Below are 11,943 nucleotides of genomic sequence, written 5' to 3'. Positions count from 1 at the left end.
TTCGGATCGAGCGGCGATGCCGGCCGATCCGGGTTGACGTTTTCACTGGCAGAAGCGATGCCTGTACCGAGCATCAGCAAACCACCGGTGACCAGCGCGGTCTGAAGACCGCGCCGCGCCCAGGTTTGCATCCGGGTGTCTCTCCTTTCCTTGGGCAGTAGCAAGGGTGGGAACGGGTGGCCGGACGGCAAAGGCGTCGGGGCATGCGACCACCCGGGTCTTGGGGTGGAGGTGCACGGCCGACAGCGCGCGAAAGCACACGGGCGCTATCGAAGGCCGCGCGTGCTCGCGTCAGTCAGGGGTGACGCCGGGCTGCTCACCAGCAGCCGGGGCAACGTGCTGCGAGATCAGGCGCAGCGCCTGCGAGGTGGCGAATCCCGAAGTCGGGAACGGCCACACGTGTGCCACAGCGACGAAGAAGTCGTCGTTGTTGGATCCGCCGTTGCCACAGGACGTGCACACGCCAGCAGGCGCGACGGGCACGGGCAACGGCATCGGCAGCGGAAGGCGGGGGAGGGCGGGGAGTTCCGGTGCCGCGTCGCCGACCGGCGGAGCACGCCGGGGCGACTCGGCAACGGGTGCACGACCGGCGTCGTGCGCCGCCACTCGCTCCGGTCCGGCGGACGGGGCCGGAGCGAGCTGGGGGTTGGCGGCAACCGGGGTGACGACCGACCACGTGTCGGCATCGGCGTCGTCGACTGTCAGCAGCCTCAGCTTGGCGGGCTCTTCGACCTCGCCGATGCCGGTCGTGGGCGCGGGCAGCTGCTTCAGCTGCGCGGCGACCTTCTCGACCGCGCCGTGCACCTGCTGGCCGACGTCCTTCAGGCCGGCGGGCGGTGCAGACGGCTGCGGGAGCACGGCGTCGGCCAAATCCTTGGCTGGCACCGTGTTCTGCTGAGTCAGCGCGTCGACGACCGGCTGCACCACGTCCTGTTCGGACGTTTCGGCCGACGCGGTCGCCGTCGAGAGCAACCAGGCGGCAGCGGCACCACCGACGACAACGGCAGCACGCGAGAGGATTCGCCGCAGTCGAGCGGCCCTCTCAGTCCTTGCCGTATCCACGGTGCTATGCCTGTCTTCCGGTCTGGCGAATGGTGGTGGCAACCCGGCAACGGATGGATCACGACCGGGGTGCGTCCGCAAGACTGCCAAAGCCGACCGGTGTTTCGCACGCCCGACACGACCAGTCCGCCCGATCGTGTGAACGTGCTCAAGTTCGTTTCAGCAACCGCGTCGCACCGGCCGCGACCGTGGTGGCGAGCACCCACCCTGCGGCGATGAGGATTCCGGACACCCATTCCGAGTTGCCGTCCATCCGCCACATCTTGTCCTGGCCGAGGTCGATGATCGGCAGCAGCAGGTCGAGCGACAGCATCGCGGGATTCCACACCGGATTCTGGTCGTTGTCCAAATGGGACAGTTGGTGGAAGGCGAACCAGACCGTGCCGAGCAGCCAGAACACCGCGATCCACACCACGGCGAGCCAGGGCCGGTAGCCGAAGCCGACCGTCTTGTCCTGCAGGAAGCCCCAGACCCGGCCGGCCAGCTTGAGCTCGGCGTGCCGCCTGCGTTGCTTCTCCATCAACACCTTCTCGGCGAGTTCCTCCTCGCCCGCCTCCCGGTACACGGTCACCAGGTGGTCGTACGGACCCGGCGCGAAGTCCGGCTGGACCTGCCGCAGCCACGCCAGCCGGTCCTTGACCGTCGCGCCGCCGTTGGCCTCGATGGACTCGTACACGAAGTCGTCGACGTCCAGGCCGCCGACGGCCGCCCACAACCCGGGGCCGTCGGACAGTTTCCGGACGTGCGCGTTGCCGAGCCGGACAGCGCCCTGCGGTGGTTCGTCCGGTGAGAACTGCATCACAAGTTGGTGTGCCTTCATGCCGTAGCCGTCGAACGCGACGCTGTCCGGCTTGCCGTCGCCCATGACCGCGTGTGAAAGGTGCACCGTGTGCCGGACCTCGGCGAGTCGCGCGCTGACCCCGCCTTTCGCGACAACGTTCCGGCTGCACAAGAGGTTGTGCCCGATCGCGGCGAACTGCAGGTCGAGGGAAGGCTTGCGGCTGCCGTCGGCGCGTTGCCTCGGCTCGGCGAACGTCGACCCGGTGACGTTCAGCGACGCGCCGATCCTGCTGTCCTGCAACCGGATGGACCCGGTCGCCCGGACACCCTCCATGAACAGCGTCTCGCCGACGCTCAACCGGTCGGCGAACAACGCGTCCCGTCCGGGGCAGTGCAGCTGGGCGCCGGAGAAGCTGGCGCTGCCGTCCACTTTGGCGCCAGGCAGCCGGACCTGGCCGTACGCGATCAGCGGCGCGTCGTTCGGCGCACCGGCCAGTTCTCCGGACCGGGCGCTCAGATCACCGCCGACCTCGATGCCGTCGCCGAAGAACGCGACCGGGGCGCGGTCGCCGTTCTCATCGGTCAACGTCTGCTCGCAGCCCAGCGTGGCACCGGTGAGCCGCAGGTAACCGCCGATCCGGGCGTCCGCCAGCCGGACCGCGCCCCGGACTGTGAGGCCTCTGTTCAGCAACACGTTGCCGTCGACCGTGATCCGGTCCGCGTTCAACGGCGAACGGTCGGGCGCGGTCAACTCCGCGCCGGTGAACCGCATGTCACCGCAGATGTGAGCGCCGCGCAGCACCACGCGGCCGACGGAACGGAACCGGCCGCCCCGCGCGTCGGCCAACAGGTTGCCCTCGGCGGACATCCCCGTGCCGTCCAGTGCGATGCCGTCCGGGTTGATCAGGCACGACCCGGTGAGCTGCAGGTTGCCGCCGACCTTCGCACCCGACAGCCGCATCTCGCCGTTCACGCGGACCACCACCGCCTGCAGCGATCCGGAGATCCGCAGCCGCGCGCCGAGGAACGGTCCGTGCAGCACGGCACCGGAGATGCGCAGCGACCCGTCGATGGTCGCGTCGGTCAGGTCCAGCGTGCCGTCGCAGGTGAACCGCGGTTCGAGGATCAGGTCGCTCTCGACGCGCAGGTTGCGGCCGATCACGCCGGGCATCCGGCACGCCTTCATGCGCAGCCCGATCAACCGGGCCATCCGCAGGTCGAGCCGGTGCTCGAACACGCAGTCCCGCAGGTCGACCACCTGCCGGACGTGCTTGCCCTGCAGGCTGAAGTACTCGGTGATCCGCGCGCCGCTCAGCCTGATCAGGCTGGGTGTCCCGGAGCCGTCGAGCAGTTCGGCGAGCACCTGGCCGCGGATCTCCTTGCCGCCGAGGTCGATCCGTTCACCTCGGTGAAACGCGTCGGCCAGGTGCTGCTCGGTCTCAGTCAGCTCGTATCGGGACACACCAAGATTCTTTCGCGCGGACGCGTGGGCAAGCTGCCCATTTCGTCTGCCCGTACCGATAACGTGACTCGCGTGACAAGCGAGCCAAGGAAGCGGCCGTTGGCCCCGCTGGAAGTGACGAATGTGGTGCCGCGCGGACTGCGTGTGGCCGCCGCGCTGGCATGGCGCCTGGCGGTCGTCGCCCTCGCGCTGTACGGGTTGATGCTGGTCGCGGGGTACTTCGCGACCGTGCTCATCCCGATGGGGATCGCTTTGCTGCTCGCTGCGCTGATGGTGCCGGGTGTGGACAAGCTGGTCGAATGGCGGGTGAAGAAGGGACTGGCCGCGGCGATCGTGCTGATCGCCGGGCTCGCGGTGATCGGCGGGCTGCTGACGTTCGTCATCTCGGAGTTCTCCACCGGTCTGCCGCAGCTGCAGACCCAGGTCGCGCAGTCGCTCGAGACGATCAAGGCGTGGTTGATCGACGGTCCGCTGCACCTGCGCCAGGAACAGCTCAAGGACTTCCTCGACAACATCATCGACACGATCAAGAAGAACCAGGCCGAGATCACCTCCGGTGCGCTGACCACCGCGGCCAGCATCGGTGAGGGGCTCGCCGGGTTCATCCTGACGCTGTTCATCCTGATCTTCTTCCTCTACGACGGCGAGGGCATCTGGAAGTTCCTGTGCCGCGGCGTCCCGGCGAACGTGCGCGAGCGGGTGGACGTGGCCGGTCGGCGCAGCTTCGCCTCGCTGGTCAGCTACGTGCGAGCGACAGCGGCGGTCGCGGTGGTCGACGCGGTCGGCATCGGCATCGGGCTGGCGATCGTGGGCGTGCCGCTCGCGGTCCCGTTGTCCGCGCTGGTGTTCCTCGGCGCGTTCATTCCGATCATCGGTGCCGTGATCGCCGGTGCGGTGGCCGTGCTGGTCGCGTTGGTGGCCAACGGCTTCGTCGCGTCGCTGATCGTGCTGGCGATCGTGATCGCGGTCATGCAGCTGGAGAGCCACATCCTGCAGCCGTGGCTGCTCGGCCGCGCGGTTCGGTTGCACCCGTTGGCTGTGGTCCTCGCGATCACGGCCGGTCTGGTCGCGGCGGGCATCCCCGGTGCGCTGCTGGCCGTTCCGCTGCTCGCGGTGCTGAACGCGGGCATCCGGTCGTTGCTCAGCGACCGCGACCGGCACCTGGACGGCGACGACGTGGACGTGCTGGACGACTCGGGTTCGAGGCCGGGAAGCCGTGCAGAAGAGTGACGCCACAGCACCGCTGTGGTCGAGCGTCGCCATCCTGCGGGTGGTGACGTTCGGCTTCGCGGTCGTCGCCGTGTTCGTGCACCAGGACGGCTACCAACGGCCGGGCCTGGCCTGGATCGTGCTTGGCCTGATCGCGGCGTGGACGTTGTTCACGGTCCCGGCGTATCTGTTGAAGTTCGGCCGCCGGGTGGCGGTGGTGTGGGCGGACGTGCTGGTCACGTGTGCGCTGATGTACACGTCGGTGTGGATCCTGTCGCCGCAGCAGATGACCGAGATCTCGCCCCTGATCACCACTGTGTGGGTGAGCGAACCGCCGATCGCCGCCGCCGTGTTGAACGGCCGGACGGCCGGTGTGCTCGCGGGCGCCCTCGTGGCGGTGTCAACCGGGCTGACTCGCGGTGCGCTGACAACGGACGTGACCAGGGACGCTGTCCTACTCATGGGCAGCGGTTTCGTCGTCGGGCTCGCGTCCGTCACGGCACGGCGTGCTCAGGAGCGGATGGCACAGGCAGCACGTGTCGAGGCCGCGACCGCCGAGCGGGAACGGCTCGCCCGCAACATCCATGACAGTGTGCTGCAAGTGCTGGCGCGTGTCCGCAAGCGTGGGAAAGAACTCGGTGGCGAGGCGGCCGACCTGGCCAGGATGGCCGGTGAGCAGGAGGTCGCGCTTCGGTCCCTTGTCGCCACCACGCCACCGGAGTCCAGCGACGACGGATCGGCGGACCTGCGATCACGGCTGCAGGTGATGGAAACTGAAACCGTGCAGGTGTCGGTGCCGGGCACGCCGGTCCGGTTGCCGGGCACGACGGTCACCGAGCTGACTTCACTGGTGTCCGAGGCGCTGTTGAACGTCACCAAGCACGCGGGTGAGAACGCACGGGCTTGGGTGCTGGTGGAGGACCTCGGCGACGAGGTGGTGATCAGCGTCCGCGACGACGGTGCCGGCATCCCGGCCGGACGGCTCGACCAGGCCGCGTCCGATGGCCGAATGGGAGTGGCCCGGTCCATTCGTGGGCGTGTCGCGGATCTCGGTGGCACGATCACCCTGGAGACCGCCCCCGGCGCGGGCACCGAGTGGGAGATCCGGGTCCCCACCGGGCCGGGTGGCAAGAAGGGACGGCACAGAGTGGGAGGTGCGCGATGACCACAGGGACGATCTCGGTGATGGTCGTCGACGACCACCCGATGTGGCGTGACGGGGTGGCCCGTGACCTGTCCGAACGCGGCTTCGACGTGCGCGCGACAGCCGGTGGCGCGAGTGCGGCTGTGCGGATCGCGCGGACGGTCGCGCCCGACGTCGTGCTGATGGACCTGCAGTTGGGCAGCGAGTCAGGCGTGGACGCGACCCGCGAGATCGTCCAGAACCTGCCCAAGACCCGTGTGCTCGTGCTGTCAGCCAGCGGCGCGCACAGCGATGTGCTCGAGGCCGTGAAGGCAGGCGCCTCCGGTTATCTGGTGAAATCCGCGTCCGCCGAGGAGCTCGTGGACGCGGTGACCCGGACGGCGCACGGCGACGCGGTGTTCACCGCGGGGCTGGCCGGGCTCGTGCTCGGCGAGTACCGCAGGATGGCCGCCGCGCCCGCGGAGGCCGAGGCCGCGCCGAAGCTCACCGACCGGGAGACCGAGGTGCTGCGGCTGGTGGCCAAGGGAATGACCGCTCGGCAGATCGCCGACCGGCTCGTGCTGTCGCACCGGACTGTGGAGAACCATGTCCAGTCAACGCTGCGCAAACTGCAGCTGCACAACCGGGTCGAGCTCGCGCGTTATGCGATTGAGCACGGACTGGACGCCGAGCCCCAGTAGGGTTTTCGCGTGACCGACCCCCGCGAACTCCGGGTGACCGACAGCGAACGCGAACACGTGGTCGGTGTCCTGCACAAGGCGCTGGCGCAGGCGCTGATCTCGCTGGACGACTTCACCGCTCGCACCGAGAAGGCGCTCGCCGCGGTGACGAGGTCCGAGCTGAACGGGGTCCTGATCGACATCCCCGGCCTTGTCCGCACGGACACAGTGCCGGAGCAGCGCCTGGAACTGCACAGCGTGCTGTCGAAGGTCCGCCGCCGCGGGAACTGGAGCGTGCCGAGCGAACTGGTGGTGCGGTGCGACCAGAGCGCGTGCCACCTGGATTTCACCGTCGCCCGGATCCCGTACGAGGTCGTCAAGGTCGAGTTCGACGTCCGGGCGGCGCACGTGCGGGTGCAACTGCCGTACGAGTCGACCCTGGACGCGACCATGCTGCAGGTGCTCAACTGCCGCTACATCAACAAAGTGCGGTCGGGCCTGCTGCCGGGACCGCGGTTCGAGCTCAGCGGCAAGGTGCGCGGCGGCACCCTGACCATCACCCGGCCCGCGGCCCTGCGGCTCGGCTCGGTGCAGGTCCGGTTCCCGTTGCGGATCGACCGGATCGGCTAGGGCCTAGGACAGCATCGCGTGCACGGTCGCGCGGGCGTCGGTCGGCGTGTGCGACACGAGCGCGGCCCTCGCGACCTGGCGGTAGGTGTCCTCGGTGTGCTTGGCCAGTGCGGCACCGACTCGCCGGATCGCGCCTGCGTTCATGGAAAGACTGGTGATCCCGAGACCGACGAGCACGCCCGCCAGGTTGGGGTCCGCGGCTGCCTCGCCGCACACCCCCACGGGTTTGCCCGCCGCGATGCCCGCTTTGCCGATCATGCCGATCAGGCGCAGCAACGCGGGCTGCCACGGGTCGTTGAGCGTCGCGACCGCGCCGAGTTGGCGGTCCGCGGCGAGGGTGTACTGCGCGAGGTCGTTGGTGCCGATGCTGACGAACTCCACGGCGCCGAAGATCTCGTCGGCGACCAACGCGGCCGCCGGGACCTCGATCATCACGCCCGCTCGTTCGATGCCCGCGGCGTGTGCGCGGTCGGCGAACCACGCCGCTTCCTCGACCGTGGCCACCATCGGGGCCATCACCGACACTTCGGCACCGGTCTCGGCCGCAGCGCCGACGATCGCGGCGAGCTGGCGGTCGAGCACGTCGACTCGCTCGCGTGACACGCGGATACCGCGCACGCCCAGCGCCGGGTTGGGCTCGGGGTCGGGTGCGAGGAACGCCAACGGCTTGTCCGCGCCGGCATCGAGGGTGCGGACGATGATCGGTTTCCCGTGAAACGGTGCCAGCACGGCGGCGTACGCGGCCTGTTGCTCCGCGACAGTCGGCTCGTCGGTCGCGTCGAGGTAGGAGAACTCGGTGCGGAACAGGCCGACGCCTTCGGCACCCGCCGCCACCGCGGCCTTCGCGTCCTTGGCCGAGCCGACGTTGGCCAGCACCTTGATCCGCAGGCCGTCGGCGGTCGCGCCGGTGCCGTTCCAGTCCTCGGTCGCGACGGCTTCCGCGGCGAACGGTGTGACCGGTTCGGTCGGCACCTCGACCGCGCCGGTCGAGCCGTCCACGATGAGCTGCGCGGGTTTCGCCGCGAGCACACCGCGAACCGCGACGACCGCCGGGATTCCCAACGCCCGCGCCAGGATCGCCGTGTGGCTGGTCGGCCCACCCTCCTCGGTGACCAGCGCGAGCACCTTCGCCGGGTCGAGCCCCGCGGTGTCGGCGGGCGCGAGGTCTTGCGCGACAAGCACACTCGGTTCGCTCAGGTCGGGAACGCCCGGCGCCGAGACGCCCAGCAGATCGGCGACCACCCGGTCCCGCACGTCCTCGATGTCACGCACCCGCTCGGCCATGTACCCACCCGCCGCGCGCAACGCGTCGGCGAAACCGGCTGCTGCCTCGTAGAACGCGCGCGCCGCAGGCAGTTGCTTGGTGGTGACGAGCTGCGCGGCCTGCGTGACCAGCGTCGGGTCCGCGGCCATCATCGCCGTGGTCTCCAGTAGCTGTCTGGCCTCACCGGTCGCCGCTTGCGCACGCGCGTTCAGGTCCGCCGCGACCCGATCCGCGGCCGGAGCGATCAGGTCCGCTTCGGCCGCGGTGTCCGTCGGCGGCGGCCCTGCGGGCGGTTCACCCGAGGGCTGAGCAACGATGATCACCGGGCCTGCGGCCCGACCAGGACTTACGCCGACGCCACTGAGCATGGTCCGGACCTTACCCGGCGATTTCGTCCGCCGTCGGATAGGAAGGCTGTGCTCCCTTGCGGGTGACTGAGACGGCCGCCACCTTGACAGCGAGTTGCGCCGCGGTTGCCAGATCGGCACCTTCGGCCAGCCGCGCGGCGAGCGCGCCGGTGAACGCGTCACCCGCTCCGGTCGTGTCCACCGCTTCCACCTGCGGCGATTCGACCCGCTGGGTGCCGTTCGCGTCGATCACCAGCGCACCACGGGCTCCCAACGTGACCACGGCCGAGCGTGCACCGAGGTCGAGCAGGCCCCGCGGATCCACGTCCTCGCCGCCGAGCAACTGCGCGGCCTCGTGTTCGTTGACCACCACCGGGTCCAGTGCCGCAAGGGTTCGCGGGGACAACTCGGCCATTGGCGAGATGTTGACAACCGGGCGGACTCCGCGCTCTGCCGCCACCGAAACAGCGTGTTCCACAGTCGGAACAGGCACTTCGAGCGACGCGACGAGCACACGCGCATCAGCCAGGTCGATGTCGTCCTCGGTGAGCGCGCTGTTGGCACCGGGCGAGACGAGGATGGAGTTCTCACCGTCCGGTGTGACAAATATGTATGCGACGCCTGTCGGCCGGTCACTGCGTCGAACGAGCGAGACGTCCACACCAGCCGCACGCAGCGAGTCCAGCAACAGCTCGCCGTTGGCGTCCGCACCGACCGCGCCGAGCAGAGCGACCTTGGCGCCGAGCTTGGCCGCCGCGACCGCGGTGTTGGCCCCTTTGCCGCCCGGCAGCACCGAAGTGTCCGAGCCGAGCACCGTTTCGCCAGCCCCCGGCCGCCGCTGCACAGCGACTACCAGGTCGGCATTGGCCGAACCAACCACGATAAGATCAAGTCCGAGATCAACTCCCACGGGCGACACCTAACCACGCATCGGCGTGGCGGTCATGCGCATCTGTTAACGATTGCGGGTCCCAGCGGATGGTTGATGCCACAATGTGAGTGACAGTCGTGTATACCCGTCGTTGACGGGAAAGGACCCGCGTCGCGACCATCATCGCGGCGTTGGGGTTCAGTTCCGCCGAAAGGCGAAACTGAACTTCTGTAGTTGTCGGTGTCGGTCGTGTAGCCCCCCGAGCGATCGGCACCGACAACAAAACCCGGTCTCAGGTGACTAAACCTTCTCGAGTGCTCGGGCGTCTGAGGAGCCCGGGTCGCTGACCTCGCCCAAGTGGGCGCGTTGTTGCAGCTTGCGCAGGAACTTCGGCGCCCACCAAATGGCATCACCCAGCAGTCGCATGATTGCCGGAACGAGGGTCATTCGAACGACGGTGGCGTCCAGAATGAGAGCGACTATCATTCCCACCCCGACGAATCTCATCATCGAAAGCTGAGACAAGGCGAACGCACCTGTCACCACGATGAGCAGAACCGCTGCCGCGCTGATCATGCGGCCCGTTCGGACAAGGCCGGTCTGGATGGCGTCCGGTGTGCTCATCCCGGAATGCCGTGCCTCGACCATCCTGGACAACAGGAACGTCTCGTAGTCGGTGGACAGTCCGAACACGACCGCGCCGATCAGGACGAACATCCCGGCCTGCAACGGTTCCGGGGTGATGCCGAGCAGGTCGGCTCCGTGCCCCCACTGGAACACGAAGACCAGCACGCCGTATGTCGCCGACAGGCTCAACGCGCTCATCAGCACCGCCTTGATCGGCAGCAGGACCGAGCCGAACGCGAAGAACATCAGGATCAGCGTGGCGCCAGCCAGTATCCCGATCATCAGGGGCGCGTTATCCACAATGGACTTGTTGGCGTCCAGCACGTCGGCGGTCAGCCCGCCGACCAGCACCTGGGAGCCACCCGGCGGCGGCAGTGCACGCAGTCCGTCGACCGCCTGACGTGCGGTGTCGCCGACGGCGTCGCCCTCGAGCTGCGCGCGGATCAGCACCATGCCGTCCCGGCCCGCGACGACTCCCGCCTGCCGGACACCCGGGACGTCGTTCACCCGCGAGACGAACGGGTCCACGTTCACGCTGCCGCGGACCACGATCTCGGCTGTGTTGTTGCTCGCCGCGGGGAAGTTGCGGTTGATGGTCTCGACGGCCTGCCGGGTCGGGTCGTCGGCGGGCAGCTGTTTCTCGGTCACCGCGCCGAAGCTGACTCCCGTGAACGGCAACGCCAGCACCACGAGCACAGCCAGGATCGGCAACACGAACACGATCGGCCTGCGCATCACCGCCCGGCCAAGGCGGGCGAGCAGCCGCGGATCGCTGACCGGCCGGTCACGCCGCCACGGCAAGGACAACTTGTCCACGCGCGGACCGAGGATGCCGAGGATCGCGGGCAGCAGGGTCAACGAGATCAACGCCGCGATCGCGACGGCGGACATTCCGCCGTAGGCCATCGACCTGAGGAAATCGAGCGGGAAGACCAGCAGTCCGGCCAAAGCGATCACCAGCAGCGTCGCCGAGAACGCGATGGTGCGGCCTGCCGTGGCCACCATTCTGCGCACGGCTTCGCCGGTGCCGCGGCCGTCCGCGAGTTCCTCGCGGAATCGACCGACGGCGAACAGGCCGTAGTCGATGGCCAGTCCGAGCCCGAGCAAGGTCGCCACGTTGATGGCGAAGTTGTTCACGTCCACCGCGTACGACAACGCGTTCAGCACGCCGAGCGAGCCGAGGATCGCCAGTCCACCGACGAGCACCGGCAGCAACGCGGCCACCACGCCGCCGAAGATCAGCAGCAACAGCACGAGCACGACCGGCAGGGAGATCGCTTCGGCCATGGTCAGGTCGGATTTCGACTGTTCGCCGATGGTGTGCTCCATCGCGACGGTGCCCGCGACTTGGTCGCGCAGCCCGTCGACTGCGAGGTTGTCCTTGACCCGTTCGAAATTCGCCAGTCGCGCGTTCTCGTCGTTGCCCGCGAGCGTGATGGTCACAAGGCCGTATCGTTTTCCGGCGTCCGCGAGCGCGGGATTCTTGGTTTCCCAGTAGGTGACGCGCTGTTTGACGGCATCGGCGGGCAACGTGTTGAGCCTGTCGACTACCCGCGTGGCCACGGACGGGTCGTCGACCGACTTGCCCTCGCCCGCGTCGTAGACCACCACGACATCGCTTTCCCGCTGGTCGAGGACCTGCTGGGCCACCCTGGCGGCCTCGGCGGACTGGCTGGATTCGTCGTAGTAACCACCTTGTTTCATCCGGTCGAAAACACCGAGACCCCACAGGCCACCGATCACCGCGAGGACGAGTACCGCGACGAGCACTGTCCACCGGCGGCGGTATGCGACTATTCCCCACCTGCTGAACACTTCTGCGTCCTCCCGTTTCGGTGGTGCCCGACGGCCACCGTGACTACCGTCGGCGTGAACGGGGCCAAGCAAC

Annotated in this window: 9 protein-coding genes; 4 read left to right on the top strand and 5 right to left on the bottom strand. The window is 68.7% G+C overall.

Going from position 1 to position 11,943, the window contains the following annotated elements:
• Positions 1-291: 291 nt before the first annotated feature.
• The gene (locus ALI144C_RS43395; protein WP_143231213.1) at positions 292-1,062 is read right to left on the bottom strand and encodes a hypothetical protein; all 771 of its coding nucleotides are present in this window, start codon (positions 1,060-1,062) and stop codon (positions 292-294) included.
• 148 nt (positions 1,063-1,210) lie between these two features.
• A complete protein-coding gene (locus tag ALI144C_RS43390) occupies positions 1,211-3,304 on the bottom strand; it encodes a translocation/assembly module TamB domain-containing protein (protein ID WP_237774597.1) in 2,094 nt (697 codons plus the stop codon).
• A gap of 72 nt (positions 3,305-3,376) precedes the next feature.
• On the opposite strand from ALI144C_RS43390, the gene ALI144C_RS43385 reads away from it, so the two are divergent.
• Genes ALI144C_RS43385 through ALI144C_RS43370 form a run of 4 tightly spaced genes read left to right on the top strand, consistent with a single transcriptional unit; the run spans position 3,377 to position 6,946 of the window.
• Positions 3,377-4,534, top strand: a complete 1,158-nt coding sequence (locus tag ALI144C_RS43385; RefSeq protein ID WP_083753907.1) for an AI-2E family transporter — start codon at positions 3,377-3,379, stop codon at positions 4,532-4,534.
• Positions 4,521-5,678 (top strand): MacS family sensor histidine kinase, encoded by a 1,158-nt coding sequence (gene macS, locus ALI144C_RS43380; protein ID WP_076993109.1) that lies wholly within the window; start codon positions 4,521-4,523, stop codon positions 5,676-5,678. Before ALI144C_RS43385 ends, macS begins: the two co-directional genes overlap by 14 nt.
• The gene (locus tag ALI144C_RS43375; RefSeq protein WP_076993108.1) at positions 5,675-6,337 is read left to right on the top strand and encodes a response regulator; all 663 of its coding nucleotides are present in this window, start codon (positions 5,675-5,677) and stop codon (positions 6,335-6,337) included. Before macS ends, ALI144C_RS43375 begins: the two co-directional genes overlap by 4 nt.
• A 9-nt stretch (positions 6,338-6,346) precedes the next feature.
• A complete protein-coding gene (locus ALI144C_RS43370) occupies positions 6,347-6,946 on the top strand; it encodes a DUF1707 SHOCT-like domain-containing protein (RefSeq protein WP_076993107.1) in 600 nt (199 codons plus the stop codon).
• A 3-nt stretch (positions 6,947-6,949) separates the two neighbouring features.
• Here the strand turns inward: ALI144C_RS43370 and ptsP are convergent, their stop codons facing one another.
• From ptsP to ALI144C_RS43355, 3 genes are all read right to left on the bottom strand, one after another.
• On the bottom strand, positions 6,950-8,578 hold the full coding sequence (gene ptsP, locus ALI144C_RS43365; RefSeq protein ID WP_076993106.1) for a phosphoenolpyruvate--protein phosphotransferase: 1,629 nt from the start codon (positions 8,576-8,578) through the stop codon (positions 6,950-6,952).
• A 10-nt stretch (positions 8,579-8,588) separates the two neighbouring features.
• Positions 8,589-9,467 carry a ribokinase gene (locus tag ALI144C_RS43360; RefSeq protein ID WP_076993105.1) on the bottom strand — a complete coding sequence of 293 codons (879 nt, stop codon included), beginning with the start codon at positions 9,465-9,467 and terminating at the stop codon, positions 8,589-8,591.
• A gap of 261 nt (positions 9,468-9,728) precedes the next feature.
• The gene (locus ALI144C_RS43355) at positions 9,729-11,870 is read right to left on the bottom strand and encodes an MMPL family transporter (RefSeq protein WP_076993104.1); all 2,142 of its coding nucleotides are present in this window, start codon (positions 11,868-11,870) and stop codon (positions 9,729-9,731) included.
• Between the last annotated feature and the right edge of the window lie 73 nt (positions 11,871-11,943).

The sequence above is a fragment of the Actinosynnema sp. ALI-1.44 genome, from assembly GCF_001984155.1.
In the GTDB taxonomy this organism is placed as follows: domain Bacteria; phylum Actinomycetota; class Actinomycetes; order Mycobacteriales; family Pseudonocardiaceae; genus Kibdelosporangium.
Note: the sequence above shows the minus strand (reverse complement) of the source record. Positions and strands in the feature narration are given on the sequence as shown.

Coding starts and splice junctions, on each gene's coding strand:
- ptsP (WP_076993106.1), bottom strand. CDS start 8,578: ATGCTCAGTGGCGTCGGCGTAAGTCCTGGTCGGGCCGCAGGCCCGGTG.
- ALI144C_RS43375 (WP_076993108.1), top strand. CDS start 5,675: ATGACCACAGGGACGATCTCGGTGATGGTCGTCGACGACCACCCGATG.